This is a genomic window from Methylobacterium sp. A49B (genome assembly GCF_053346215.1).
Genome location: NZ_JBKFBO010000127.1, coordinates 133,271 through 158,116, shown reverse-complemented (window position 1 = coordinate 158,116; position 24,846 = coordinate 133,271). Strand labels below are relative to the sequence as shown.

Annotated in this window: 24 protein-coding genes and 1 pseudogene; 12 read left to right on the top strand and 13 right to left on the bottom strand. The window is 68.5% G+C overall.

The features are described 5' to 3' along the window. Positions 1-1,251 precede the first annotated feature (1,251 nt). Both ACLBX9_RS26335 and ACLBX9_RS26330 read left to right on the top strand, forming a co-directional pair. On the top strand, positions 1,252-1,416 hold the full coding sequence (locus tag ACLBX9_RS26335; RefSeq protein WP_447720978.1) for a hypothetical protein: 165 nt from the start codon (positions 1,252-1,254) through the stop codon (positions 1,414-1,416). A gap of 665 nt (positions 1,417-2,081) precedes the next feature. Continuing rightward, positions 2,082-2,255, top strand: a pseudogene (locus ACLBX9_RS26330) (IS630 family transposase); the annotation flags it as partial. A gap of 119 nt (positions 2,256-2,374) precedes the next feature. Here ACLBX9_RS26330 and ACLBX9_RS26325 read toward each other — a convergent pair. The 5 genes from ACLBX9_RS26325 to ACLBX9_RS26305 all read right to left on the bottom strand — a co-directional run bounded on the left by ACLBX9_RS26325 (position 2,375) and on the right by ACLBX9_RS26305 (position 7,078). Then, a complete protein-coding gene (locus tag ACLBX9_RS26325) occupies positions 2,375-2,749 on the bottom strand; it encodes a hypothetical protein (protein WP_447720977.1) in 375 nt (124 codons plus the stop codon). 122 nt (positions 2,750-2,871) lie between these two features. Beyond that, positions 2,872-3,237 (bottom strand): hypothetical protein, encoded by a 366-nt coding sequence (locus tag ACLBX9_RS26320; RefSeq protein WP_447720976.1) that lies wholly within the window; start codon positions 3,235-3,237, stop codon positions 2,872-2,874. Between the two features lie 161 nt (positions 3,238-3,398). Then, a complete protein-coding gene (locus ACLBX9_RS26315; RefSeq protein WP_447720975.1) occupies positions 3,399-4,607 on the bottom strand; it encodes a hypothetical protein in 1,209 nt (402 codons plus the stop codon). A 564-nt stretch (positions 4,608-5,171) separates the two neighbouring features. Further along, positions 5,172-5,837: a hypothetical protein gene (locus ACLBX9_RS26310; protein ID WP_447720974.1), complete on the bottom strand. Its 666-nt coding sequence runs from the start codon at positions 5,835-5,837 to the stop codon at positions 5,172-5,174. Next, the gene (locus ACLBX9_RS26305; RefSeq protein ID WP_447720973.1) at positions 5,834-7,078 is read right to left on the bottom strand and encodes a tyrosine-type recombinase/integrase; all 1,245 of its coding nucleotides are present in this window, start codon (positions 7,076-7,078) and stop codon (positions 5,834-5,836) included. Before ACLBX9_RS26305 ends, ACLBX9_RS26310 begins: the two co-directional genes overlap by 4 nt. A 632-nt stretch (positions 7,079-7,710) precedes the next feature. Here ACLBX9_RS26305 and ACLBX9_RS26300 point away from each other — a divergent pair. Both ACLBX9_RS26300 and ACLBX9_RS26295 read left to right on the top strand, forming a co-directional pair. Further along, positions 7,711-8,475 carry a histidine phosphatase family protein gene (locus ACLBX9_RS26300; RefSeq protein WP_447720972.1) on the top strand — a complete coding sequence of 255 codons (765 nt, stop codon included), beginning with the start codon at positions 7,711-7,713 and terminating at the stop codon, positions 8,473-8,475. Further along, entirely contained in the window at positions 8,472-9,356 is an 885-nt protein-coding gene (locus ACLBX9_RS26295) for an NAD(P)H-hydrate dehydratase (protein ID WP_447720971.1), read from the top strand. Before ACLBX9_RS26300 ends, ACLBX9_RS26295 begins: the two co-directional genes overlap by 4 nt. A 111-nt stretch (positions 9,357-9,467) precedes the next feature. Here the strand turns inward: ACLBX9_RS26295 and ACLBX9_RS26290 are convergent, their stop codons facing one another. Together ACLBX9_RS26290 and ACLBX9_RS26285 are read right to left on the bottom strand one after the other, a co-directional pair. Next, entirely contained in the window at positions 9,468-9,707 is a 240-nt protein-coding gene (locus tag ACLBX9_RS26290) for a hypothetical protein (protein ID WP_010684915.1), read from the bottom strand. A gap of 6 nt (positions 9,708-9,713) precedes the next feature. After that, a complete protein-coding gene (locus tag ACLBX9_RS26285; protein WP_010684916.1) occupies positions 9,714-10,226 on the bottom strand; it encodes a DUF892 family protein in 513 nt (170 codons plus the stop codon). A 311-nt stretch (positions 10,227-10,537) separates the two neighbouring features. Here ACLBX9_RS26285 and ACLBX9_RS26280 point away from each other — a divergent pair, with 311 nt between their 5' ends. Together ACLBX9_RS26280 and ACLBX9_RS26275 are read left to right on the top strand one after the other, a co-directional pair. Then, positions 10,538-11,623 (top strand): DHH family phosphoesterase, encoded by a 1,086-nt coding sequence (locus tag ACLBX9_RS26280; RefSeq protein WP_447720970.1) that lies wholly within the window; start codon positions 10,538-10,540, stop codon positions 11,621-11,623. Next, positions 11,551-12,291: an SDR family NAD(P)-dependent oxidoreductase gene (locus ACLBX9_RS26275; protein WP_447720983.1), complete on the top strand. Its 741-nt coding sequence runs from the start codon at positions 11,551-11,553 to the stop codon at positions 12,289-12,291. Before ACLBX9_RS26280 ends, ACLBX9_RS26275 begins: the two co-directional genes overlap by 73 nt. 18 nt (positions 12,292-12,309) lie before the next feature. Here ACLBX9_RS26275 and ACLBX9_RS26270 read toward each other — a convergent pair whose 3' ends face one another. The 4 genes from ACLBX9_RS26270 to ACLBX9_RS26255 all read right to left on the bottom strand — a co-directional run bounded on the left by ACLBX9_RS26270 (position 12,310) and on the right by ACLBX9_RS26255 (position 15,823). After that, positions 12,310-12,984 carry a L,D-transpeptidase family protein gene (locus ACLBX9_RS26270; RefSeq protein ID WP_447720982.1) on the bottom strand — a complete coding sequence of 225 codons (675 nt, stop codon included), beginning with the start codon at positions 12,982-12,984 and terminating at the stop codon, positions 12,310-12,312. 214 nt (positions 12,985-13,198) lie between these two features. Further along, positions 13,199-14,092, bottom strand: a complete 894-nt coding sequence (locus ACLBX9_RS26265; protein WP_010684920.1) for an NAD(+)/NADH kinase — start codon at positions 14,090-14,092, stop codon at positions 13,199-13,201. 11 nt (positions 14,093-14,103) lie between these two features. Continuing rightward, positions 14,104-15,081: an SPFH domain-containing protein gene (locus ACLBX9_RS26260; protein WP_447720969.1), complete on the bottom strand. Its 978-nt coding sequence runs from the start codon at positions 15,079-15,081 to the stop codon at positions 14,104-14,106. Between the two features lie 10 nt (positions 15,082-15,091). After that, positions 15,092-15,823: an NUDIX hydrolase gene (locus ACLBX9_RS26255; RefSeq protein WP_447720968.1), complete on the bottom strand. Its 732-nt coding sequence runs from the start codon at positions 15,821-15,823 to the stop codon at positions 15,092-15,094. A gap of 251 nt (positions 15,824-16,074) precedes the next feature. Here ACLBX9_RS26255 and ACLBX9_RS26250 point away from each other — a divergent pair, with 251 nt between their 5' ends. The 4 genes from ACLBX9_RS26250 to ACLBX9_RS26235 all read left to right on the top strand — a co-directional run bounded on the left by ACLBX9_RS26250 (position 16,075) and on the right by ACLBX9_RS26235 (position 20,421). Further along, positions 16,075-18,264 (top strand): marine proteobacterial sortase target protein, encoded by a 2,190-nt coding sequence (locus ACLBX9_RS26250; protein ID WP_447720967.1) that lies wholly within the window; start codon positions 16,075-16,077, stop codon positions 18,262-18,264. Then, a complete protein-coding gene (locus ACLBX9_RS26245; protein ID WP_447720966.1) occupies positions 18,261-18,851 on the top strand; it encodes a class GN sortase in 591 nt (196 codons plus the stop codon). Before ACLBX9_RS26250 ends, ACLBX9_RS26245 begins: the two co-directional genes overlap by 4 nt. A 385-nt stretch (positions 18,852-19,236) precedes the next feature. After that, positions 19,237-19,995, top strand: coding sequence for a helix-turn-helix domain-containing protein (locus ACLBX9_RS26240; protein WP_447720965.1), 759 nt, complete (start codon positions 19,237-19,239; stop codon positions 19,993-19,995). A 267-nt stretch (positions 19,996-20,262) separates the two neighbouring features. Continuing rightward, positions 20,263-20,421 (top strand): hypothetical protein, encoded by a 159-nt coding sequence (locus tag ACLBX9_RS26235; RefSeq protein WP_010684926.1) that lies wholly within the window; start codon positions 20,263-20,265, stop codon positions 20,419-20,421. Positions 20,422-20,448: 27 nt separating this feature from the next. Here the strand turns inward: ACLBX9_RS26235 and ACLBX9_RS26230 are convergent, their stop codons facing one another. Both ACLBX9_RS26230 and ACLBX9_RS26225 read right to left on the bottom strand, forming a co-directional pair. Beyond that, positions 20,449-20,754, bottom strand: coding sequence for a hypothetical protein (locus tag ACLBX9_RS26230; protein WP_447720964.1), 306 nt, complete (start codon positions 20,752-20,754; stop codon positions 20,449-20,451). 160 nt (positions 20,755-20,914) lie between these two features. Next, a complete protein-coding gene (locus tag ACLBX9_RS26225) occupies positions 20,915-21,202 on the bottom strand; it encodes a hypothetical protein (protein ID WP_447720963.1) in 288 nt (95 codons plus the stop codon). Between the two features lie 381 nt (positions 21,203-21,583). Between ACLBX9_RS26225 and gpmI the strand changes: the two genes are divergently transcribed. Further along, a complete protein-coding gene (gpmI, locus tag ACLBX9_RS26220; protein WP_039893791.1) occupies positions 21,584-23,095 on the top strand; it encodes a 2,3-bisphosphoglycerate-independent phosphoglycerate mutase in 1,512 nt (503 codons plus the stop codon). Positions 23,096-23,421: 326 nt separating this feature from the next. After that, complete coding sequence (locus ACLBX9_RS26215) at positions 23,422-24,837, top strand: lipopolysaccharide biosynthesis protein (RefSeq protein WP_010684930.1); 1,416 nt, start codon at positions 23,422-23,424, stop codon at positions 24,835-24,837. Positions 24,838-24,846 lie beyond the last annotated feature (9 nt).

Below are 24,846 nucleotides of genomic sequence, written 5' to 3'. Positions count from 1 at the left end.
GTTGGCAAAGGGCGTTGCTGAAAAGCTACGGTTTCAGACAATATGTTTCTGAGATTTTCTCAGTCGCTAGGTGGCTAATCACTTCGAACTATCTTCACGAAAACGTGAGCGCTCATATCAAAGGCTTTTTACGGTACGAATTGCTACAATACTAGGCAGTATGACGGCTTCGGCCATCAAACGAGAAGCCGCAATGCTTCAAAGTGCGGCGTCTTGAGCTCTCCTCAGCCTCGGCCGGGCGGCCATACCACTACGGCTCGCCCGGCCTTGCGCACCCCGACCGCGTCCGCGGCTGGTAGAAACCTAAATCGGCAGGACCGTGTAGGTACGGCTATGGCCCCAGCGTCGTCTATGTGGGCCGTGGCTGCGACTACGGCTTCCACTTCAGCAACTCCTGGGGACGCTGCATCCCGAACGACTGAACGCCGAACTGCACGTCACGCGATACGATCAGTTCAGATCTGATTTCTTTCGCTGACCCGCCGCTCGGTGAGCCCCTGATGGCGGAGGTCTGGATGGCCCCCGCAGAAACCCACATTGTTGCCGCAGTGTTGCTCAAGCTTGGCCATAAGCGTTGCCGTGTTTTCAACGTGTTGCGTAACGGGGGCGCCACACCCAGGAGAGCCAATGTTGGTCAACCACGAGCGCCGCCTGCTGAACAAAGCCGCGCAGTCCACCGACGGACGTATCTCCGTCAAACGTCAGCCGGACCGAGCATGGCCCGGTGATCACAGTCGGTTGCGCGGCCTCGAAAGCCGAGGCGACCTCGTGTGGGTTGGAGAGCAGGCGGGCCCTCATCTGGGTGGCACCTTCTCAACGTGGCAGATTACTGCAGCGGGGCTACAGCAGCTGGAAGTAATCGAAGGCCGAAGTGTCTGATGGCCTCGGTCAAGATCCGCATCTGCGACGACGGCACCTTCGCGGTTTACCGCAACGGGGCCGCTGTCGCTTCGGGCCTCACCCGCGACCAAGCTCAGCGTTGTGCAACCGTGCTTAGTTGGATCGCATAGCAAGCTTGGATCGTCGTCCGCGCCGGATACGCAAGCGGCGTTCGTGGGTGGTGCTGGATAGCAATAAAATTTCAGTCACAAAGAGTTGATCTCTGGTCGAAATCTGACTTTCGCGCTCTAAAGCATCTAGTATGCCACGCGTAAACTTGCGTTGATCAGATGCGCGTACCTCATTTGGGGGGAAGTCTGGTTACGCTTCCAGGAGTACAGTTTCCGCGCCCGCCAAAGAGGAGTGACGGAAATGGACAACGATGGTCCTCCAATCAAATTCGTCGCGATCTGGGGCATGTTCGCCCTCCTGATGTTGCTGGGGCAGGCGCAGCTCCTCGGCCGCGGCGTCAACATTGCGATGTCCTATCAGTTTGATCAGGGCGCCGAGCCTTTCATGGTGGCCGCGCTGAACTGACCTGCGAAGCTCCGGAAATGGAAGCAGTTTCCGTGGGCGGTCGTGGATGCCTCGCGCCGCTGTCGGCACGTGCCAATGGCGTTCCTGAGGGCACGGAAACGTGATCGAACGCTCTGACTGAGTGCAACATTGCGTGGCGGTCGACTTCGGTCGACCGCCACGCCCCTCCCTCCATCCTGGTGTGCCCCTCCAGCCACCGGAGGGCGGGCGTGGTTGCAACGGTAAGCGCCGCCGGTCCCGGCGGCTGCACCAGAGGAGAGGTTCCTTGCGCACATCGATGATCACCGCGGCTCTGCTGGCCGCGTTCGGCGCCGCCACTCTCACCACACCGGCTTCTGCGGCCCCGCTCAGCCCGGCTCCGGCCGCAACTGTCGCCGGCGCTCAGGCCAACATCACTGACGTTCGCTGGCACCCGATCCGCCGCATGCACCGCGCGGAACGTCGCTTCGTGCGTCGGCACTTCCGCCGCCACCGGTAACTGCCCGGCAGTCGCTACTAGCGACCCCGCTGAAGGCTCGGCCGCGGATGACACCGCAGTCGGGCTTTTCCTCTAGTCATGACCGGCCCGTGAGCCTTCGAGGGTGAGTCCCTCCAGGCCCAAACCAGGGCCTAAGCCGCTGATCTGACTAACTCTAGGTCCGAGTCCCTTCACGGCCGACTCACACTTCAACCCAATCGAACTCGCCTTCGCCAAGCTCAAGGCCATTCTCCGTGCTGAGGCCGCTCGCACGATCAGCGACCTCTGTGACACCATCCAACGAGCCTTCAGACACTTCACGTCAGCCGAATGCCGCCGCTATCTCGCCGCTGCAGGCTACGACGCATATGATCCAACATAATCGGATTCCACTCTAGCACCACCAAGAACAGCGCCGCTGCTTCAAGCGGGTCGGATATCGCTGATAGACCTGTGGGGATCGAAGCTCGAGCTTCATTTAGTGAAGCGCAGCACTGCTCATTAGTGAAGCGTCGTCTCGCCAAAATCTTCGTCGGGCAAGCACGTTCGCTCTCCAGCCTCTCTCAAGCGAACAACGAGATCGAGCGCCTTGTACTGCATAATAGGAAACTGATCGCCAAATATCTCCGTAGCGGCGCGTTGGAGGGCCATGGTGACGACTTTCAAGGCCCCTTCTGTTATGAACATGCCGCTCTCTTCGTCGATAAGTGTGTTTTTGATCTCGGAGAAGGCCTGGTATTCCTTCAGCATCAATTCCACCAAGCTACGCTCGTCTTCGGAGGAGCATTTGTTCGCGAAGTAGGCCAATGACTCTAATGCGGTTTGGATGATCTCACCGCATTCCATTGCCAAGTTGCTGCTGTTAGCGCTCGTCACAGCTGTATCTCTCTTCAAAGTGCATCACAGAGGGTGAAGTCAAATTGATCGCCAACAACGTCAGCGAGGTGAGCAGTCGCCATTGGTGTAAAGATTGGGCAGAGCACAGCTCGGTTGACTTCTTAGCGGCCACGGCAGCGAGCGAAACGCTCCTCCTTACGCATGAAGTACTCGCGCTGGAAATTAAGCATGAACTCGAACAGCTGTCGGTCACGACTGCGATCCAATTCCAGACGACGCCGCGCTGCGTTACGGATCTCTTGCGTAACTCGACCCGGTTCGGGAATCTGAGTGATGGCACACAGTTCATCGTCCGAACATTCAGAAAGCATACGCACGAACCTCACAGGAACAATACGCGTCAACTCGTCACGAAGTGTGGATAAGAGTTCATGATCGTCTGGAATTCGCAACGATACAGAATTGATGGCATCAGCCAGATCTTGACAGGCATTGATCTGGTTCCACCACTTATAAGCGTGCAGCATGGTCGCTCCGTTAATCAAGGATCCTTGGAAAATAGGCATAATGTACAAATGGCAGCCATAAGATATGTTACCTAGAGCGCCTATTAAAAAAAACAGAGGGGCGGATGAGGACAGACGGCGCTATCGATATTACCATATGTAATCCCGATTACGGCATATTGTCAGATAACAGCGAATGTGCCGAAGCGATCGGCCCAGGATTGCATCATCATGTCCTCTACGGTGCAGGCATACTGGCGCTGAACGATGAGCTCATCATGGATGGGCAAGCAAAGGATGCCTCGCTGACGTGCTAGCCTCATGACGGAGGTTAGGACTTCGGCTTCGTGATACTGGAGATGAACTCCTACGCCGGAGCAGAAACTGTCCGCAATGACGCGATGTCGGGCCTTGATCGCCCTGAGCACGTTCCCCGCCCGGATGCGGTATGGCCCTGGGGGGAAGCTGTCGGTCGGCAATCCATCCTTCAGGGCGAACTGACCGGCCAGAGCCATCATCGCCCTTCGGGGGCTAGCGGCGTTGATCGCAATCAGCAATCCGAGCTTAGCGTCGCTGCGCTCAATGCCAGGCACGTCATACGGGTCTCCGTCCAGCGGCACGCCGACCCAGGCGTAGAGAATACTCAGGTGAGATGCACCGAAGTCCAGCAACTCGACTGGGTCACCGCCGATAGTGATCTGCCGCCGCCGCTTCTTGTTCAGACCTTGGGACCAATGCCCATACCAGCGTCCACCCTGTTCAAATGACCTATTGTTGAAGATGCGCGACATGTGCTTGGCATCTGGGCGGAATGTCCGGGCCGCGACAGTCCCATCAGCGAGCTTCATCGCGTCAGGAACGCTGACGAAGCCGTCCTCCGCCCACACGACGTCGGGCGCTGTGAGGCGGATCTCGGTGCCGCCGATCGCCTCGTTCTGTTCTCGCAGGTCGCACCGCATAGCTTGCGTCCGATCCGTATCGACGTAAGAAACCAACTGCTTGGTCTCGTCCTTTAGGATGACCAGTTCCGTCGGCGCATTGCGGAGCAGCTGCGGTTCATCGCCAGCGAGTGACGCCAGCAGCGGGCTCGCCCGGAAGGAAGTCTGCCGCCCTCGACCAGCCGGCCAGCGGAGGCCTTTTTCGACCTGCAGCAGGACGCGTGCCTCGAGCTGAGCCAGCGCCCTCCTGACGATGGAATACCGCATCGCTGGGTGATAACGAGTTAAGCCTCTGTACTTGTTCTTATTCAGAGAAGCCGAGACTGCACATCCGTCGCGTTGGCCAAGCAACGCGTCGGCCACCATCGAAGTCATGGCTCCGTCGATCAGCGACCCAGAGCGAGGCGGAAGTCCGATACGCGCGGCAAGATCCGGGTCGAGATCGTGTCCCATTAAGAGCGGGCGATCACGGGTACGTACAGCCGAACCGTGTTGGACTTCGCTCAAGATAAAATGAGCGTTAGAATAGACAAGCACCTTCGTTCCCCTCAGATGTAATCTGCTGGAGCTTGATCAAGGCGAAAAATTGTGATGCTGGGGCAGTGTTTCGCGCTAGCGCGCGGCGATAACCGAGACGCAGCGCAATCGATCGGACGAGATCCGGCCCTTTTCCGCTTCAGAGACCCGCCTTGTCCTGCGCCGAGCGCAAGTTTTCACCTGCACGGCTCAGACGTCCTCCTTCTGCTTCGTGCCGAGACTCGAAGGCCTGCAGATCGGCGAGTCGCCAGTAGCGACGGCGTCTTATGCGGAGAGGCTGCGGAAAGCCGAGAGTTGGGTCGGCGAGCCACCTGAATATAGTCATGCTGGACACCCCGTAGCGGACGCGGACGGGTGTGGCTGGCAGTAAGTCGTCGTATGGCCTTGAGAGAGGATGTGGCATCACGTGATTCCCTGTTAGAGCACGCTTACCGTGCATCGCAGAGAAGGCTGCCGATATTTGTTATTGGATAAAGTTTGTCACCATTCTTTCGTCGTGTGCTCTGACAGAACCGCGTCTCTCGCTTTGGAGCATGTGCCGCGAGAAGCCTTGAATTCCTCGGCCATGGCGACTTGTTTAAGAGATCTGAGCCTTTCAGGATTCCATGCTTCCATTTCTCTTATGACTCTTTGAAGCTGCACAGGCCGTGGGCCACGAGTTGCTCGCGGGTGGCCTTCTTGTGACGCCGGTAGCAGGACGCGATTAAGGGCGCGTCGCTCGACTAATACGGTTGCAGTTCCGATATGATGTATGGCATTGCTGTACTGCCCATGATAAAGTATATCTTCGGCTGATCGACTGGCCCATTCTGCTTTAGATATGTAATAAGGATTTTCTGATCTAACTTGATCAGGAAAATAGAATGCTTTGATTTCTTCGTCGAAAAGTTTATCTCTAAACCTGCCAATGGTTTTCTCCCAAATGGGCCTTAGTTCGCGCAAGTCAAGATCGATTTTAAGCTTATTGAACTGCACTTCAATAAGATCATTGTGGGTCGATCCTGGATTTATTTCGGACTGCAGCCGTTCTGCTAGGGATTTTAGGCTTTTTTCATACTCAGCCAGTTCGGTCGAATACCAAATCTTCATAGCCATCGTGCAAGCATGCCGGATGCTGATGTAGCCCTTCGGAATGTAGTCGCTCATCCGATTACTCCAGCGATTGCTAGATGCCTCGCCCACTTCTCCAGGACGACACGTTTCTCATTGAAGTACTGGTAGCGATTATAAACAGCTGCGATGCCACTGACAGTGCCAGAGGCATGATTCAATACAGCCTCAGTGACCTGGATGGGGGATTCAAGGCGCGCCATTCCGGTGCTTACCGTCCGACGCAAATCGTGTAGGCGCCATGGCAACAACTCCACTGATCCAGGATCGCAGCCGGCGGCGGTCGCTTCTTTGCGAGCAATTGCTAGCATTCCCGTGTCAAGCTTCGCCTTGTTTTTCGCGAAGTTGCTCGACGCGGTAACGCCATCGGTGGTCAGAACGAAGCCGGCCCGGCCGGCGATGCGCGGTACGGACGCCAGAATCGAGCGCGCAGCGGAGGAGAGGGGCACCAAGTGTTCGCGGCTATTTTTCGTCCGCGCAGCCGGCAGCGTCCATAGGCCGTCCTCGTCGACTTCAGCCCACGTCATGCGGGCGACTTCGTCACGACGCTGGGCGGTAAGTAGCAAGAGCTGGACGAGCGTGCCGAAAGGGTAGCCGACTTGTTCCGCCGCCAGCCACACAAGGCGCACCTCGGCGTCACTCAGCACGCGTTCCCGGCTCACTTCGGCCAGCGGCGGCTTAAGCCGCAGGAATGGTGTCGTCTCGATAACCTCTCGTTCGAGCGCCCAGTTGAAGAGGGCTCGGGCCGCAGAGAACACCCGGTTGGCCCCAACGCCCATGCCGGCGTCCGTGAGCGCGTCGGTGAGCGCAATTGCGTCCTTGCGGGTGATCTCACCCATCCGCTGGTCGCCCCAGCGTACGACGACATGGTTGCGCAGCAGCGCCTCGGCCTCTGCGGCGTACCGAGGTTTTCGTTTCGGCTTCAGATGCCGCTCGACGTACTCCGCAGCGACCGCCCGCACGGTGTCACACTTGGCCTTCTGGGCGGCCTCCACGGCGGCTCGCTTCTCGAGGATCGGATCTCGGCCGCGCGCCGCCATCTGCAGCGCCTCGCGAGCCGCCTCGCGCGCTGCCGCCAGATCGAACATCGGGAAAGGGCCGATCGTGAACTTTCGGGTTTTGCCGCCGAATCGGTAGCGCACCGCCCAGGACTTCGCGCCGCTCGGTTGCACGACGAGGTAGAAGCCGGGCAGCGCGGCATCGGGGATCTCGACCCGGCCGCCGGGCTGCGGCTTGTGGCGTTCGACGCTCTGCACGGTCAGAACTTTCGCGACCATCAGGCTTCGCCCTCCGGGTAACACTGGGGTACCGCGAAACGCCGGTTAAGCAGCGTTCCAGGCTGTTAGCCATTGTGGGTCTATATGACTGGAAAGCCAAGCGGCGACAGCGCTTTAAGGCCGAAAAACTGTTCTAGATCGTTTGGGATTGTTATACCCGTCTACGAGACTACGAATCTGGGGGTCAGAGGTTCGAATCCTTTCGGGCGCGCCATAGGCTTCCACAATCACGTTCAGATCGTCGGCGCCGCTGCATCCCGTGATGGTGGCTGGCGAGCGGCACGACCGATTCAATCGCCGACCGCGATGGCGTGACCGCAGGGCGCCGCAGCCCCCAAGGCGGTGCCGTCGGCATTGCGAGCTGGGGGCGGTGCACGAGTCCTGGGCGAAAGTTCCTGATCCGCCCCTGCCCCCGCGCGGATCAAGCCTTGATCCCGCGCGCATCCTGTCGCCCGGCTGACGCCCAACGCGCCGGTGACGGCGCGAGCCGCGCGGCGGCTCCGGGTCCGGTTGATGGCTCCAACTGCCGCCAGTGGGTGCGGCGGATGACCCGGCAGGCCGAGGCCTTCAGTCCCGGTGCGAACCGGCGGGCCCGGCAGGCGTTGCCCGACACGACGGGGGGATGACGCCACATGCAGCAGCGCTGGCCGAGCCGGTTGTGGATCGTGCGGCACGGCGAGAGCGCCGGCAACGTCGCGGCGGAGGCCGCCTCCGGGGCGAGCCGCACCCACATCGACATCGCCGAGCGCGACGTGGACGTTCCCCTCAGTACGCGGGGCGAGCGCCAGGCCGACGCGGTCGGACGCTGGTTCGCGGGCCTGCCGGCGGACGACAGGCCCGAGATCGTGCTGACGTCGCCCTACCTCCGAGCCCGGCAGACGTCGGACCGCATCCGCGCCGCGGGCGGCCTGATGCAGGACGCCATGGACCCGCTCGCCGACGAGCGCCTGCGCGAGAAGGAGCTCGGCCTCCTCGACCGGCTGACACGGACCGGCGTCGAGCAACTGCACCCCGAGCAGGCCGAGATGCGCCGCCGCCTCGGCAAGTTCTACCATCGGCCGCCGTCCGGCGAGAGCTGGTGCGACGTCATCCTGCGCCTCAGGAGCGCCCTGGACACGGTCTCGCTGCATCACGGCGAGCGGCGGGTCCTCATCGTCGCGCATCAAGTCGTGGTGCTGTGCCTGCGCTACCTCATCGAGGACATGACCGAGGCGGAGATCCTGGCCATCGATGCCGCGGGCGACGTCGCCAACTGCTCGGTGACCGAGTACGCCTTCCGCAGCCAGGCGGGGAAGGACGGCGTCCTGGCGCTGGAGCGCTACAACTTCGTCGCCCCCATCGCCGAGGCGGGCGCGCCCGTCACGTCCGAGCCCGACGCAAACGTGGCAGCCCGATGACCCACTCGAGCCTCACCGCCGCCGCGCTCAAGGCGCATCCGCTCCCGGTTCCCCACGAGGGCAGCAAGGACGAGCGCGGCAGCGCCCTGGTGATCGGAGGCTCGGCCTCGGTCCCGGGGGCGGCCCTACTGGCCGGGGTCGCGGCCCTGCGGGCGGGTGCCGGGAAGCTGAAGATCGCCACCGTCGGGTGCGCGGCGACCGGCTTGGCGCTGGCGGTGCCCGAAGCCATGGTCGTCGGCCTTCCCGAGACCCCGGAGGGCGGCGTCGACGCTGCGCGCGCGGCGGAGGGTCTGCGCAGGATCGCGACAGGCTGCGATGCGCTCCTGGTCGGGCCCGGCATGGTGGAGGACGGGCCGACGGCGGCGCTGGCGCTCGAACTCCTGGATGCCCTGCCGTCCGCCACCTTCATCCTCGACGCGTCCGCGATCTGCGGGCTGGCCCCGCACGCCGCCGAGGTCGCGCGGCATCAGGGACGCGCGGTGATCACGCCCCATGCGGGCGAGATGGCGCAGCTGCTGGATCGGAGCCGCCAGGCCGTGGAGGCGGATCCCCTCGACGCCGCGCTCGCGGCGGCCGAGCTGCTGCGGGCCGTGGTCGTGATGAAGGGCGCGCGGACCTGGATCGTGGACCCGCAGGGCGAACGCTGGCTCTACGAGGGCGGCGGCGTCGGCCTCGCGACGTCGGGCTCCGGCGACGTCCTGGCTGGGATCGTCGTCGGCCTGCTGGCGCGCGGCGTGGGCCCGCTGCAGGCCGCCCTCTGGGGCGTGTTCCTGCACGGCGAGGCCGGCAGGCGCCTGACCGCCACGGTCGGTCCGGTCGGCTTCCTCGCCCGGGAGTTGCCGGGCGCGGTGCCGGGCCTGCTGCGCGAGGCGGCGGACTGAGCCTGTGTTTCCGGACGGCCTCCTGCCCTGACGCCTCCGGACTCCCGCGAGTCCAGAGGTCGATACCGGTCGGCGCACGGCCCATCGGCGGGGCGCCGACCCGACACGGTATCAGGCCGGGAACGCCGCCCCGAACGCATCCAGCGCGGCGCGGCCGGCCGCGTCCGCGTCCTGGGACGAGGCATAGGTTTCCGGCGACACCCGGATCGAGACGCCGTCGGCGTCCGTCAGGTGCCAGCGGAATCGGGCCCGGTCCTCGCCGCAGGCCTCGACCGTGACGGCTATGGGCGTGGGATCGTCCATCTCATCGGCTCCGGGGCGCAGGTGGATCAGGTCGTCGGGGCGGACCACCCCGTCTCAGCTGTCGGCCTTGGCGCCGCTCAGCGTCAGATCGAGGTAGGTCCGGGTCACCGGCTCGATCAGCGCCGCGATCTCCTCGGCACCCCTGGTCTCCTCTTCGACCGCGGCCCGGAAGTCGGACGCGTGGTCGGACTTGCCGGCCCGCTCGGCGATGACCGCCAGGGAGCGGTAGGCGGCGATCTGGTCGTACTGGTAGGCGTAGCCCGCGTAGAGATTCTTGAGCGTCTCGTCCTGGGCGGTCGCGTGGACGGCGGCACCGATCGAGCCGGCGACGCTCGTGACCGTCTCCTTCAGCGTCGACGGGCTCTCGCCGACCGCCGCCAGCGCCTTGTCGAGGCGGTCGAGCTGCGATCGCGTGGTCTCGACATGCCGGCGCAGGACGGCGGCATAATCCGGATAACGCCCGAGGCCAGACAGCTGACGCTCCATCTGCTCCAAGCCCTGCTTCTCCAGGGCACGGGTATTGCGGAGGGCGCTCGCGTAGATCGAAGCGATATCTGTGCTGGCCATGCAGTCGTAGCTCCAAGTTGTATTGGGTTCTGCCGGCAAACGCCACCATGATACTGCTGTTCCTGCTTCGGACTGCGACGTAACCGCCGCACCATGCGGGCGTTGCGCGCTCAAGATCTTTGGGTCGCGCTCGCGTCGCAGCCCGCCTGCGACAAGGGGCGCGGCAACCCGGCCGCGCGTAGGGCGGTTGCCGCCCGGAACCGACCCCGACATCCGAGGCGATGGATGCAGGCCCGAGAGCAGTCACAGCCGGTCCGCGCGGACGCAGCAGGCCGACGGGGTTTGAGCCGGATCGCACGGGGCCGGCCGTCGTGACCGCCCTCGCCGCGCACGGGGCCGCCTTCGCCCGGGCGGTTGCGGGCTTCGGACCCGGCGCTCCGGTGGTGCTCTGCCACGACGACGCGGATGGTCTTTCGGCGGGCGCCCTCCTGGGCCGGGCCCTGGCGCGCGCCGGGCGGTCGCCCGGCCCGGTCCGGGTGATCGGCCGCGGCGAGTCGCCCTGGTCGGATGCCCTCCGTCGCGAACTCGCGAGCCAGGGGCCCGGAGGCCTCGTGGTCACCGACCTGGGCGTGCAGGCCGGTGCCATCCTTCCCGGCGTGCCGACGGTGCTGGTGGATCACCACGTGCCGCGCTCCTGGCCCGACGCGTCCGAGGTCACCGTGATCAGCGGCCATGCCGACACGCCAATCCCCACTTCCAGCCTGCTGGCGCTCGCCTGCGCGGAAGCCCTGGGACCGGCGGACGACCTCGCGTGGCTCGCGGGAATCGGACTCGTCGGCGATCTCGGCGAGCGCGGCGCGGGCTGCGACTTCCCCGAGGTCATGGCCGCGCTGCGAAAATCCCATACCGCCAAGGCGCTGCGCGAGGCCGTGAGCCTCGTCAACGCGCCGCGGCGCTCGGCCTCGGGCGACGCGGGGCCGGCGCTGCGCCTGCTGCTCCGGGCATCCGGGCCGGCCGACATCCTCGCCGCCGCGGATCCGGAGGCCGAGGCGCTGCACGCGGCGCGCGCCGAGGTGAAGGCGGCGCTGGATGCCGCCCGCAAGCTGCCGCCCCATTTCGCCGGGCCCGTGGCGCTGGTCCGCTGCGACTCACCCTGCCAGATCCACCCGCTCGTCGCGCAGTCCTGGACCGGCCGCCTGCGCCGGCAGGTCGTGATCGGCGCCAACGCGGGCTTCCGGCCGGGCTTCGTGCATTTCGCGGTCCGCAGCGCCTCGGTGCCGGACCTGATCGCGTTCCTTCAGGACCGTGCGCCGCCGCTGGGCCCGGACGATCACTTCGCGCAGGGGCACAGGCGCGCCACCGGCGGCCAGGTGCGGGTCGAGACCTGGAACCGCTTCGCGTCCGGCCTCGGCTTCGGCGCGGAGGCCCGGGTCCCGCGAGCCGGCGCCGTGCCCTGATTGTCGGAGCCTCGCGCGGCCTCGGCCTCGGCCTCGTCGCCCGGTTCCTCGCGCAGGGCTGGGATGTGACCGCCACCGTGCGTCACCCCTCGGCGGCGCTGGCCGATCGCGCCCAGGCCGGTCCCCTGCGGATCGAGGCCGGCCTCGATATCGACGACGACGAGGCCGTGGCCCGTCTCGGAACCGCCCTGTCCGATGCGCCGGACTTCGACCTCATCTTCGTCGTCGCCGGCGTCGCGACGCAGGCCGGCACCCCGGCCGGCCTCATGCCCCGTGACGTCGCCGGGGCGGTGTTCCAGACGAACGCCCTGAGCCCGATCCGCTTCGCGCAGGCGTTCCACGCGCGCGTCGCCCGGGATGGCCTGATCGTGCTGATGACGTCGAAGCTGGGCTCGGTCTCCCTGAACCGCGGCGGCGGCTGGGGAAGTTACCGGGCCAGCAAGGCGGCGCTCAACACCCTGGCGCGGTCCTTCGCGGGCCAGCATGCCGGAGCGCCCTGGGGTGTCCTCCTCATGCATCCCGGCTGGGTGCGAACGGATCTCGGCGGCCGACGGGCGACGCTCGATGTCGAGACCAGCGCGCGCGGCATGGTGGCGGTGATCGAGGCGCGGCTGGGCCAGCGCGGCTGCGCGTTCCTCGACTACACGGGCGCGACGGTACCCTGGTAGCGGGCCGACGGCGCCTCCCTAGGCGGGCAGGACGACCACCTTCGTCTTCACCGGCGTCCGGGCGTAGAGGTGGATCATGTCCTGGGTCAGCAGGCCGACGCAGCCGCTGGTGATGCCCGACCCGATCGTGTCGGGCTCGCTGCTGGCGTAGATCGTGTACAGCGTATAGGCGCCGTTCTTGTAGAGGTGGAGGGTGCGGGCGCCCAGGGGGTTGTCGAGGCCGCCCGGCATGCCGCGGGCGTATTTCGCGGCCTCGGGCTGGCGCCGGATCATCTCCTTGGGCGGGGTCCAGGTCGCCCATTCGGACTTGCGGCCGACATAGGCGTCGCCGCTCCACAGGAACCCGTCGCGGCCGACATTGGCGCCGTAGCGCGTGGCCGTCCCGTCGCCCTCGACGCGGTAGACGTAGAACTTGCCGGGATCGACGATGATCGTGCCTGCGGCTTCCTTGGTCTCGTAGCTCACCGTCCGCCGGTAATACTTCGGATCGACCTTGCTGATGTCGACCGCCGGAATCGGGAACTTCTCGTTCGGCATGGGCCCGTAGGTCTTCGACGCCTCGGCGAGGAGCAGGCTGTCGGAGGTGCCGCAGCCGGCCAGGCCGAGCACGCCGACGCCGGCGGCCGAACCGGCCAGGAACGACCGGCGGTTGAGGAACGCCGCCCGGCGCCGGAACGCGGCGGTCCCGTCCATCGCGCCGCCGGCGGCCCTCTCATCGTCCCTGTTCATGAGCCCGGCCTTCCCACATCGTGCAGCCCAATGAGAATACGCTGCGGCCTGTACCGGTCGCCCGTACGGCTAAGCTGAGACTGACAAGCCTCGGCTCCCCTGGCAAGCTCGGCTTTTGCGTCGAGAGTGTGGCCGGACCTTCACGACATCCGGATCTGGCGAGCCCACCAACACCGCCTCAGGCGTCCACGAGGTTCAGGGTTCGCGCCGCGGGTGAGAGCTCCACGCGCCGTCCCCAGTCGAAGGCGATGAAGTCCTGCTCGATCCCGTCGGCGAACACCACGCCGCCCTCGTTCATCCGCGAGACCACGGTGAGGGGCGCGCCGGCGAACTTGCCCGCGCGCAGGTCCGTGCCCGTGGCGACGCTCGGGAATGGCTCGCGCACCCAGTAGCCGAAGGCCGCCTCCTCGACGCCCACCGCCAGCGTCAGGTGCGTCGCGTCGCTGATCGAGCGCGCCCACCCGGTCAGGCCGGTCCCCGTGGCCACGATCAGCCCGCTCGACGATTGATCCTCCGCCCGCGCGCCGTCGTCGATCCGGTAGCGCGCAGATTGATGGCTGCGGTGGCCGACGAAGATCTCGTTGAGGGCGAGCAGCCGCGCGCCGCCATCGAGCACGGCCTGCACCATGGTGCGCCGCTGGAGCGGGACGGCGCCGGCGGCGCTGGCCGGGAGAAGGGCGGGCAGATGCTCCACCCGGGCCCGGGCCAGGATGCCGTCGTAGAGGTCGGGCGCCGGATTGACGCCGACCACCGGCTGCCCGTCCAGGTACTTGGCGACGTTGGCCACCAGCCCGTCCTGCCCCACCGCCACCACGACGTCCTCGGGGGCGAAGAGGAAGCGGTCGAGATCGGGGCGCCGCACCAGCGCCTGACGCCACTCCGGGGGCACGGCCGTCCGCGCCTGGGCCAACGCAGCGTGGAACTGGGCGTGGCGCGCCTCGACCGCGTCGATCGCCTGCCCGCGGCTCTCCAGGAAGAACCGGACCTGTCCGCGGGTGGCGTGGCGGGCGAGAAGCAGCTCGTAGTCGGTGTCGCGGACCACGAAGACCGCGCGGGGCGTCACGGCGGGCATCGGGTGCTTCCTCAGCGCGGCGCGGGCAGCGCGTCGCGGACCTGACCCAGGAAAGCCGCGAGCAGGTCCGGCGTGACGTTGACGTGCTCGATCGTCTCCAGCTTGCCGGCGAGTTCCCGGGCCGCCAGCCCGAGCAGGACGGCGGGCGGCATGTCCCGGTAGACGGCGGCGCGGCGCTGCTCCGCCTCGGCGCGCGCCCCCTCGACCAGCCGGATCCGCTCGGCCTCCGCGGCCGCCTCCAGGCCCCGCGCCTCCGCGACGCCGGCGGCGCGGTCGCGGGCGTTCTCGGCTTCCTGCGCGATCAGCACGGTCTCGCGCCGGGCCAGCTCGGTCTTCGTGGCCAGCTCGTTCTCCGCGATGGCGCGCTCCTTCTCGACCGCCAGGGCGCGCCGCGCGAAGGTCGCCTCGTCGGCCTTCTGCTGCAGGGCCTCGAAGGTCGGCGTCTGCAGGGCGCGCTCCAGCTCGCTGGTCGGCGCGAGGTTGGTGAGCCGCACCGACACCGCCGCGACGCCGATCTCGGCCAGCGCCGGGGCGTCGGACAGCACCCGTTCCAGCACGGCGCGCAGCGGCTCCGGCCCCGCGTCGAGGAGGGCGCCGATCGGGCTCGCCCCGAGATACTGGAGGGCCGCCTGGCTGGCGATGCCGCCGAGGCGCGCCTCGATCCGCTCGATCGGCTCGCCCTGCAGGCGTCCGGTCCGGAGATTGATCGAGAAGTCGACCCGGCTCGCCAGCAGCTCCGGATCGACGACGTGCCAGCCGATCGTCCCCTGCACCACGACGGTCTGGAAGTCCCGGCTGCGGCCGCGGACGAACAGGGTCATCTCGCGGTCGTCCACCGGGACCTCGCTGACGCTGGCGGTCTCGGGCCGGAACCAGAAGACCAGCCCGCGCCCGCTCTGCCGGACGCGGCCGTTGCGGAAGCGGATGATGTGGCTGCTCGCCTCGCTCCGGAGCTGGGCGAGCACGCCGATGTTGCGGACCGTGGCCATGGTGGTCTCCTCAGAATGAACCCGACCTGTCGAAGCGGAAGAGTTCGGCGGGGCGGAACGCCGTCCCGGCCTCGCGGGCGCCCGTCGGCGCGATCCAGCCCCGGTCGCGCATGCGGCGGCGGAAGGCGGATTTGTTGTGGGGCGCGCCGCGGATCGCCGCGTGCACGTCCTGGAGCTGCCGGAGGGTGAAGTGCTCCGGGAGCAGCGCGAAGCCGACATCCGTGTAGTCGAGCTTGCCGCGCAGCCGCTTCACGGCGAGCGCCAGGATGTCGGCGTGGTCGAAGGCGAGGGTGAGGGGGGCGCCGTCCTCCGTGACCGCGGAGACCGGGCCGCCGGCCTCGCCCGCCCACGGCACGACCAGCGTCGCCGCCGCGAGCCCGGCGCCGCCCGCCAGGGCCTCGGCGAAGGCCGCCTCCGGCAGCAGCGCCAGGTAGGCGACCGAGACGATCCGCATCCGCGGATCCCGGTCCACGGCGCCGAAGGTGTAGAGCTGCTCGAGCCGCGCCCGCCCGATCCCGGCCTTGTCGCGCAGGACGCGCTCCGCGGCGGCGTCGAGGGTCTCGGCGATGCCCGCGAATCCGCCCGGCAGGGCCCAGAGGCCGGCCTGCGGCTGCTGGCTCCGCCGCAGCAGCAGGGCGGCGAGCCGGCCCTCATGGATTCCCAGCAGGACGAGGTCCACCGCCAGGGTGGGCCGCTCGTAGGCCGCAGGATCGTAGCCTGCCAGGAACTCGGATTCGGTCATCAATCTTTTCTGCTCACATTGAGCATAACTAAGACGCAGATTGCGCATATGTCAAGGCGGCGGCGCGTGCCGTCACGGGCCGCCGCCGGGCGCACAGCGCCGCACCGGCTCCGCACAGATCCGCCCGGGCGCGGCCGGCCCGTGCGGTCCGCGCCCGGAAAAGGGCGAAGCTTCTCGTGGCGGCGCGGCGGTGGGCGCGGGAGCTTCAGCGGCGAGCCGGCCTCGATCCGCCGGCGCAGGAGGTTTCCCCGATGCCGTTCTTCGCTCCACGATCCGCGGTCGAGCCCCCCCGCAACGCCGCGCTGCCGCCGCTCTTCCTCGCGTTGCTGGCGCTCGTCGTCACGCTCGCCTCGGCCCACGCGGCGCCTGGGCCGGCGCGAGTCGGCCTCACGCTGCGCGGGCCGGCCGGCACCGCGCCGGTCGAGGCCGTCCAGCTCGCGACCGACATCAGCGTCGACGTCAGCGGCCCGACCGCCCGGGCCACCGTCACCCAGGCCTTCCGCAACGTCACGGCGGACTGGGTCGAGGGCACCTACGTGTATCCCATGCCGGAGGACGCGGCCGTCGACGGGATGAAGCTCGTCGTCGGCGCCCGCGTGATCGTCGCCGACATCCGCGAGCGAGCGGCGGCCAAGCGCGCCTACGAGGCCGCGAAGGCGGCCGGGCAGTCGGCGGCGCTGACCGCGCAGGAGCGCCCCAACGTCTTCACCAACGCGGTCGCCAATATCGGCCCCGGCGAGACGGTGCTGGTCCAGATCACCTACCAGCAGACGATCCCCGTCTCCGGCGAGACGCGGACGCTGCGCCTGCCGCTGGTGGTCGCGCCCCGCTACAATCCCGCCCCCGCCCCGGTAGACGCGGTCTCCCTCGACGGCGCGGCCGAGGCGGCCCGCGACCCGGTTCCGGATCGCGCCCGGATCAGCCCGCCGGTGCTCGACCCAGCCCTGTCGTCGCCGACCAACCCGGTCGCCGTCATCGTGCGGCTCCGGGCGGGCTTCGCCGTCGGCGCCGTTCGGAGCGCCACCCACGCGATCCGCGTGACCGAGACCGGCCCGGAGGCACGCACCGTCACGCTCGCCGACGGCGTCGTGCCGGCCGACCGCGACCTCGAGTTGACCTGGGCGCCGGTCCCGAGCCGGGTGCCCGGCCTCGGCCTGTTCCGCGAGACCGTGGCGGGCCGGACCTACCTGCTGGCCGCCGTGAACCCGCCGGCGCTCTCGGCCGACGCGTCCGCCCGGCCGGCGCGCGACGTCACCTTCGTCATCGACAATTCCGGCTCGATGTCGGGCGCCTCGATGCGTCAGGCCAAGGCCGGGCTGCTGGAGGGCCTCGCCCGCCTGACCCCGCAGGACCGCGTCAACGTCATCCGCTTCGACGACACCTGGGACGCGCTGCATCCCGAGCCCGTTCCGGCGACGCCGGAGGCGTTGGCGGGGGCCGAAGCCTTCGTCGCCGCCCTGGAGGCCCGCGGCGGCACCGAGATGCTGGCGCCCCTCAAGGCGGCGCTCGCCGATCCGCATCCGGAGGACGGGCGCGTGCGCCAGGTCGTGTTCCTCACCGACGGTGCCGTGGGCGACGAGGAGCGGATCTTCGCGGCGATCCACGCCGGTCTCGGGCGCACGCGCCTGTTCATGGTCGGCATCGGCTCGGCGCCCAACGGCCACCTGATGCGCCACGCCGCCGAGATCGGCCGCGGCAGCTTCACCGAGATCCACGACCTCGCGCAGGTCGGCGAGCGGACCCGCGCGCTCTACGAGAAGCTGGAATCCCCCGCCGTCACCGATCTGACCGCGACCTTCTCGGTCCCGGGCGTCGCGGTCACGCCGGGCGCGCTGCCCGATCTGTATCGCGGCGAGCCGCTGGTCTTCGCCGCGCTACTGCCGCAGGCGGCCGCGGGCACGTCCCACGGCACCGTGACCGTCTCGGGACGGGTGGGCGGCCGGACCTGGACACGGACGCTTTCCCTCGCCGAGGCGGGCGCGGGCTCCGGCATCTCCAAGGTCTGGGCGCGCTCCCGGATCGGCGAGACCGAGACGGCGCGCATCACCGGGCGCCTCGGCGCGGACGCGGCCGACGCCGCCATCCTGGCTCTGGCTCTGGAGCACGGCCTGACGACGCGGCTGACCAGCCTCGTGGCCATCGACGCCACGCCGCGCCGCGCGCCCGGCACGCCCCTCGTCGCCGCCGACCTGCCGCTGAACCTGCCGGCGGGCTGGGATTTCGCCCAGGTGTTCGGCACGGACCGGCCCGGCGCCGCGCCCGCCGATGACGGGGCGGCCCGGATCGTGCCGATCCGCGCCGACGGCGCGGCAATCGACCTGCCGCAGACCGGGGCCGGGATCCTGGCGCAGCTCGGCCTGGGCCTGCTCCTCGCCCTACTGGGCCTCCTGCTGGGCACCGGCCTGACGATCGGCGGCCGGCGGACCGGGGCCGCGCGATGAGCCGCCGTCCGGCCATCCAAACGGGGAGGGCGCTGGCCGCCCTCCTCGCCCTCGCGGGGCTCGGGCTGGCGGCGCAGGCCGCCTGGATTCCCGCCAAGGCCGCCCTGGCCCAGGTGCTGCTCGAGCGCGCTTTCGCCCGTACCCTGGCCGGAGGACGGCCCGCCCGGCCCTGGCCCTGGGCCGACACCGAGCCGGTCGCTCGGCTCACCGTCGCGGGCCGCAGCTTCGTGGTGCTGCGGGGCGGGAGCGGCCAGGCCCTGGCCTTCGGCCCCGGCCACCTCGACGGCACCCCGGAGGCCGGCGCGCCCGGCACCGCGGTCATCGCTGCCCACCGCGACACGCAGTTCGCGGTGCTGGGGCAACTCGCTCCCGGCGATCTCGTCACGGTGACCGGCCGCGACGGCCGGACCCTGCGCTTCCGCGTCACCGGCACGCGGGTGGCGCACTGGGACGCCGCGGGCATCGATCCGCAAGCCCCCGGACGGCATCTCGACCTCGTCACCTGCTGGCCGCTGGAGGCGCTTCAGGCGGGTCCGCTGCGGCTGATCGTCGAGACCGACTTGGCCTCGGAGGCCATGCCGCCCTGACGGGTCGGCGTGGAGGGCCGGAGCAGGGCAATCGGTTCAGAGAATCTCGTGCGTCCTCGGGTTCGGGTGTGGCCTCGACGCGGAAGGGTTCGCCCCGTCATCCCGGGGCCGCCTGGCAGAGCCCGGGATCCATAAACGCAGCGGGATCAGAACCTTGCGCTGTCGGTGGATCTGGATTCCGGGCTCGCCTGCGGCGTCCCGGAATGACAGGTGTGGTCGCTTGGCCTGCAGACCGGAACTGGTGGCAGCATAAGCCTGAGATTTCGCGTCTGTGTTCGGAAATACCGTCGCTGAAGCGATGCCATGACGGTCGGCTTGGCCGTGCTTGCGCAAATGTGCGGTTTCGTGCGGATCTGTACGGGTCGAGCCCGTGCGAGCCGTGCCTGTGAGCGAGATCGAACTGTCGGAGGCGCAGAGTCGCGCCATTGCCCAGACCGTGCGCGAGGCGCTGGCCCGCCGGCGCATCTCCCGGCAGACGCTGGCCGAGGAGGCCAGGATCAGCATCTCGACCCTGGAGAAGGCGCTGGCCGGCCGCCGGCCCTTCACCCTGGCGACCACGATCCGGCTGGAGGAGGCGCTGGGGCAGTCCCTCCGGCAGCCGGCGGGGCAGGCCCCGCTTCCGGATCTGCCGCGGCACGCGCCCGACGAACTCGGGGCCTACGCGCGGGAAGGCGTGTCCTGGCTCGAGGGCCGCTATCTCACCCTGCGCCCGTCCTTCGAGGCCGCGGGGGCGATCTTCGCCTACCGCACCGAGATCGCCTGGGACGCGGCCAGCGCGCGCTTGGTGTTCCGCGAGGCCGAGCGGATCGACGCGCCGTTCGCCCAGTCCGGCAGCGTCGCCGTACCGAGCCAATCGGGCATGATCTACCTGGTGACCAACTGGCACGGGCAGCATCGTCTCGCCGTGCTGTGCCGTCCCAACATCCAGGGTGCGATGTACGGGATCCTCACCACGCTGCATGCCGGCCGCGGCACGCAGCTCACGCCGGCCGCGGCCCCGCTCGCGCTGCTGCCCGAGGATACGGCGGCGGAGCCGCGCTACGGACGCGTCGCTCCGCACGAGCCGCCTTTCGGTCCGTATCGAGCGCATCTCGACCGGGTCCATGAGGACGGCTACGCCACGTTCTTCATGGGCGCGCGCTAGGCGAAAGGTCCCCGAGGACACCGACGCGGCCGTTCTCGGTCCAATGCCCGAAGCGGATGATCGTTGGACAGGTCTCGTTCTCCGCGGCGGTCGTTGCGCATCTCCGGCCGGCGTTTGGTGCGGCCTGTGAGACGCGCCGCTCAGGATTGTCGCGCGCGGCGGATCCGTGCGGGTGGGGCATTCGTTAAGGGCTCTGCCTCAACCTCGGGCGTCTCGCCCGGGCGTGTCGGGCGAGACGAGCCCGGCCCGGGGCGTAGGAACACCGCGATGACCCTGCTGAGTCTGATCTGCCTGGCTTCGGGCACCGCGCTCGCCGGCATGGCGCCGCGGCGCTCGGTCCAGCAGGCGGCCCTCGAAAGCGCGGGCGGCGGCTTGGTCGTGCTCGGCCTCGTCATCATCGGGGCGGGCCTGCCCCTTTTCCATTGACCGTCCCGGCGTGCGCGCGGGCGAGGTTTACCGGTTGCGCTCGTCCTCGCTGAGCCGGACGGCCGCCACGTCGGTCCCGACATCGTCCAGCACGGTCCGGACGCGCTCCAGCGCCCGGGCGATCAACTCGGCCGTCTGCGGATCGGCGACCCCGTGCGACGTTCCCTGGCGGAAGCTGTCGAGCAGGTAGGGCATCATCTTGTCGTGGAGCGCCGTGTAGGCGCCCGGGCTCGCGAGCTCGTAGACCACCGCGAGGGCATGATAGGCCCGGACCAGGACCTCCAGCGCGACATCCGCGCTGCGCGTGACCTGGTGACAATCGTCGCTGCCCATCGTCCCGCTTATATTTTATTGCTACCCGACCGCCGGGTAACATGCCCGGTTAAGACTGTCGATGAAATCGGGGGGGACGATTATAGAACGCTCCAGAGTTCGACCAATTCTCGGAGTCTTATGGCTTGACGGCCACACTCGCCGACGGGGGAACGTCGTTTCAAGCAGTCGTTTCTCCGCGCAGATATCGTGAAGGCCTGATCATCGTAGCGATCTTGTGTTCGACCTCGGTGAGGACGCTGTTCACAAGATGGGAGGCGCCATCGACCGTCCCGAGACCGAGCGTTCCGGCCCGGCTTGTCTCCTGGATGATGCGGAAATTGTCCTCCACGTAGGTCCGGATCTTCTGCTGGACGTCGCCGAACTCGCCGGGATGTGCCGTTTCGTACAGAAGCGCCAGCGCCAGATAGGCGCGGCCGATCATGTCGAGCGCCAGAGTCGCGCTCATGTCGGTCTGCGGAGCTTCGGGCGGCAACACGGCGACTGGTTTCCCGTCACGTACAGTTTTACTGAATTAGCACGGTATTTGTCGGCCGTCACTCAATCAGGTTGCTTTTTATTCAGTTCCTTCGTTGAATTTTGCGCTGCGTCCGGCTCCCGCTTCCCTCAGGTTGCCCGAACCCGATCGGGGGGCTTGGCATGTCAGAATGCGGAGGCTCTCTCACGGCGGTCGCCTTTTACCCGCCCGCCGCGGTAGTCTCGCGTGGCCAAGCCGATTATCGACACGCGCACGGGGCCGGCCACGAGGCGCCCGGAAGGTCCGCCCGCACACGTCGTGCGGACGTGCAGGAGAATTGTGACCGTGCCCGACAGCACCCCGCGCCCCGTGATGCTCGTGATCCTCGACGGCTGGGGACTCCGGGACGAGGTCGCCGACAACGCCGTCCAGCAGGCCCGGACCCCGGTCTTCGACGGACTGATGCGGGATCGCCCCCGGGCGCAGCTGCGGACCTTCGGCGCCGATGTCGGCCTGCCCGAGGGGCAGATGGGCAATTCCGAGGTTGGGCATCTCAACATCGGCGCGGGCCGGGTGGTCCTGCAGGATCTGCCCCGCATCGACACCGCCATCGCGGACGGCTCGCTCGCGAAGAACCCGGCCCTCGTGCGGTTCATCGAGGCCTTGCGCGCCTCCGGCGGCACCTGCCACCTCGTCGGCCTCCTGTCCCCGGGCGGCGTCCACGCGCACCAGGACCACGCGGTTGCGCTGGCGCGCACGGTGGTGGCGGCCGGTGTGCCGGTCCGGCTCCACGGCTTCACGGACGGGCGGGACATGCCGCCCCGCTCCGCCGCCGCCTGCGTCGCCACGGTGGCGGCGGCGCTCCCGAGCGGGGCGCGGATCGCCACCCTGTGCGGGCGCTACTACGCGATGGACCGCGACACCCGCTGGGAGCGCGTCCAGCTCGCCTACGACGCCCTGACGGCGGCGCGCGGCACCCGCTTCGCCCGGGCCGGGCAGGCGGTGGCCGCCTCCTACGCCGAGGATGTCTCCGACGAGTTCATGCGGCCCGCGATCATCGGCGATTACGCCGGCATGCGGGACGGCGACGGCATCCTGAGCTTCAACTTCCGCGCGGACCGCACCCGGCAGATCCTGGAGGCGCTGCTCGATCCGGCCTTCGCGGGCTTCCCCCGCGCGCAGACCGTCCGGTTCGCGGCCGCGCTGGGCATCGTCCAGTACAGCGTCGAGATCGACGCCTTGGCCGACACCCTGTTCGGGCCCCTCGACCTGCCGAACGGCCTCGGCGAGACGGTGGCGCGGGCCGGGCTCCGGCAGCTGCGGATGGCCGAGACCGAGAAGTACCCGCACGTCACCTACTTCATGAACGGCGGCCGCGAGGAACCCTTCGAGGGGCAGGACGCGATCCTGGTGCCCTCGCCGAAGGTGGCGACCTACGACCTGCAGCCGGAGATGTCGGCGCCGGAGCTCACCGATCGCGCCGTGGAGGCGATCGGCGCGGGTCGCTACGACCTGATCATCCTGAACTTCGCCAATCCCGACATGGTAGGCCATACCGGCAGCCTCGCCGCCGCCGTGACGGCGGTGGAGACGGTCGATGCCTGCCTGGGCCGCGTCGTCGAAGCGGTGACGGCGCAGGGCGGGGCGCTTCTGGTCACCGCCGACCACGGCAATTGCGAGGTGATGCGCGATGCGAAGACCGGCGATCCCCACACCGCGCACACGCTCAACCCGGTGCCGGTGACGTTGGTGGGCGTCGGGGGCGTGTCGCTCGCCGACGGTCGTCTGGCCGACGTGGCGCCGACCCTCCTCGACCTGATGGGCCTCGACCGGCCGCCGGAGATGACCGGCACCTCGCTGATCCGGCGAGGCGGAGGGCGCTGAGGCGCCCCGGCATGGTGTCCGGCATAACGGCTGCACCGGGCAGGCCGTCATGCCCGAAACCCTCGCGCTCTGTCCCGCCGCGGGACCGATCCGTCCCGGGACGGAGTGGAATCTGTCCGCAATCGCCGGCGGGGTGGCCGTCTTCTTAAGGGACGTGGAGGAAGATCGGACGCGTGGGGTGCGGGTCTCGGCAAGGCCCTCGGACCGCTGGGACAGTGCTGCGTGCGCGGAGAGCCGGGTGAGGGATGTGACCTGTCCGGAAATGTCCCGTCCGTCGCCCCCATCCTCTCCCGCCGGGGGCCAAGTCCGGTGCTGATGCCCGACCGATGATCGCCCGGCACAGCCTGATCTATGTCGGCTCCCGCGGCTTCGCCGCCGGCCTGAACATGGCCTCGGTGGCGGTGTTCACGCGGCTCGCGCCGGTGGAGAGCTACGGCAGCTACCTGTACGTCGTGTCCTGGGCGCTGGTGCTCTACGGGGCGACCTGCCAGTGGCCGAAATTCGCGTTCTTCGCCCTCTACGACGAGGCCCGCGCGCCCGCGCAGGTCGGCACCGTGGTGCGGATCCTCGCCGGCACGCTGCTGCTCGCGGGCTTCGGCAGCGCCCTCGCGGTCGCGCTCGGCCTCGTGTCGGCCGGGACCGCCGCGGCGATCCTGGCGCTCGCCTTCGGCACGACCCTGTTCGAGGGCTCCACCGAGATCGCCCGCACGCGCCTGCAGGCCGGCGCGGTGGCGGCCTCGGTGATGAGCCGCGCCGTGCTGATCCTCGGCCTCGGCAGCCTCGCGCTGAAACTCTCGGAGGATCCGCTGCACCTCGCCTACGCCGTGGCCGCCGCCAACGCCCTGGCGGCCCTGCCAGCCGCCGCCACCACGGCGCCGATGATGCCCGGGCGCGGCAGCCGGGCCGAGGCCCTGCGCCTGTTCGCCTACGGCTGGCCGCTGGTGCTCTCCTTCGGGACGGCGGCTTTGGCCCAGAGCCTCGACCGGCTGATCATCGCCAAGACGGTGGGGCCGGCCGGGCTCGGTGCCTACGGGGCGCTCGCCGACTTCCTCCGGCAGAGCTTCATCGTGTTCGGGGAGGCGATCGCCCTGTCGCTGATCTCGATCGCCAAGCGCGAGGCCCGGGCGGGCGACATGGCCGGCGCCCTGGGCGTCCTGAGCGACGCCGCCCGCGCCATGACGCTGATCGCGGCCTTCGGGGCGGTGTTCTTCCTCGCCTTCGACGACGTCGTCGTCACGATCCTGCTCGGGCCGGACTACCGGGCAGAGGCGCGCCAGCTCGCCCCGGTGCTGATCCTGGCGAGCATCCTGATGATGTTCCGCGCCTACTATTTCGGGCAGGTGATCTACTTCACCCGCTCCAGCCGGCTCGAGGCGGCCGCCGCCTTCGCGACGCTCGTCGCGGTGGCGGCCCTGTCGCTGCTGCTGATCCCGCGGCTCGGCGCCGCCGGCGCGGCGCTCGCCTTCGCGGGCGGGCAGACGGCGGCCTGCCTCGTGCTGGTGCTCGGCGCCCGGCGGGCCGGCACGACGATGCCGCTGCCCCTGGCCGACATGGCCGGCATCGCCGGCATCGCCCTCGCGTGCGCCGCGGTGAATGCCGGGATCGGCCTCGTGCCGGGCGGACTCATGGTGCCGGGGCAGGTGCTGCGCCTCGTCCTCCTCGCCGTGGCGGCGGGCGCGGCCGCGTGGCGCTACGACGTGCTCGGCTTCGCCGGCGCGATCCGCCACCGGCTGGCCGCCTGAGGATCGCCC

Bases quoted from the DNA above. Each gene is read 5' to 3' on its own strand.
- ACLBX9_RS26305 (WP_447720973.1), bottom strand. From the start codon at position 7,078: ATGGTCGCGAAAGTTCTGACCGTGCAGAGCGTCGAACGCCACAAGCCG.
- ACLBX9_RS26250 (WP_447720967.1), top strand. From the start codon at position 16,075: ATGCCGTTCTTCGCTCCACGATCCGCGGTCGAGCCCCCCCGCAACGCC.
- ACLBX9_RS26295 (WP_447720971.1), top strand. From the start codon at position 8,472: ATGACCCACTCGAGCCTCACCGCCGCCGCGCTCAAGGCGCATCCGCTC.
- ACLBX9_RS26315 (WP_447720975.1), bottom strand. From the start codon at position 4,607: ATGGGACACGATCTCGACCCGGATCTTGCCGCGCGTATCGGACTTCCG.
- ACLBX9_RS26255 (WP_447720968.1), bottom strand. From the start codon at position 15,823: ATGACCGAATCCGAGTTCCTGGCAGGCTACGATCCTGCGGCCTACGAG.
- ACLBX9_RS26225 (WP_447720963.1), bottom strand. From the start codon at position 21,202: ATGAGCGCGACTCTGGCGCTCGACATGATCGGCCGCGCCTATCTGGCG.
- ACLBX9_RS26230 (WP_447720964.1), bottom strand. From the start codon at position 20,754: ATGGGCAGCGACGATTGTCACCAGGTCACGCGCAGCGCGGATGTCGCG.
- ACLBX9_RS26245 (WP_447720966.1), top strand. From the start codon at position 18,261: ATGAGCCGCCGTCCGGCCATCCAAACGGGGAGGGCGCTGGCCGCCCTC.
- ACLBX9_RS26260 (WP_447720969.1), bottom strand. From the start codon at position 15,081: ATGGCCACGGTCCGCAACATCGGCGTGCTCGCCCAGCTCCGGAGCGAG.
- gpmI (WP_039893791.1), top strand. From the start codon at position 21,584: ATGCTCGTGATCCTCGACGGCTGGGGACTCCGGGACGAGGTCGCCGAC.
- ACLBX9_RS26235 (WP_010684926.1), top strand. From the start codon at position 20,263: ATGACCCTGCTGAGTCTGATCTGCCTGGCTTCGGGCACCGCGCTCGCC.
- ACLBX9_RS26320 (WP_447720976.1), bottom strand. From the start codon at position 3,237: ATGCTGCACGCTTATAAGTGGTGGAACCAGATCAATGCCTGTCAAGAT.
- ACLBX9_RS26310 (WP_447720974.1), bottom strand. From the start codon at position 5,837: ATGAGCGACTACATTCCGAAGGGCTACATCAGCATCCGGCATGCTTGC.
- ACLBX9_RS26215 (WP_010684930.1), top strand. From the start codon at position 23,422: ATGATCGCCCGGCACAGCCTGATCTATGTCGGCTCCCGCGGCTTCGCC.
- ACLBX9_RS26270 (WP_447720982.1), bottom strand. From the start codon at position 12,984: ATGGACGGGACCGCCGCGTTCCGGCGCCGGGCGGCGTTCCTCAACCGC.
- ACLBX9_RS26265 (WP_010684920.1), bottom strand. From the start codon at position 14,092: ATGCCCGCCGTGACGCCCCGCGCGGTCTTCGTGGTCCGCGACACCGAC.
- ACLBX9_RS26335 (WP_447720978.1), top strand. From the start codon at position 1,252: ATGGACAACGATGGTCCTCCAATCAAATTCGTCGCGATCTGGGGCATG.
- ACLBX9_RS26300 (WP_447720972.1), top strand. From the start codon at position 7,711: ATGCAGCAGCGCTGGCCGAGCCGGTTGTGGATCGTGCGGCACGGCGAG.
- ACLBX9_RS26285 (WP_010684916.1), bottom strand. From the start codon at position 10,226: ATGGCCAGCACAGATATCGCTTCGATCTACGCGAGCGCCCTCCGCAAT.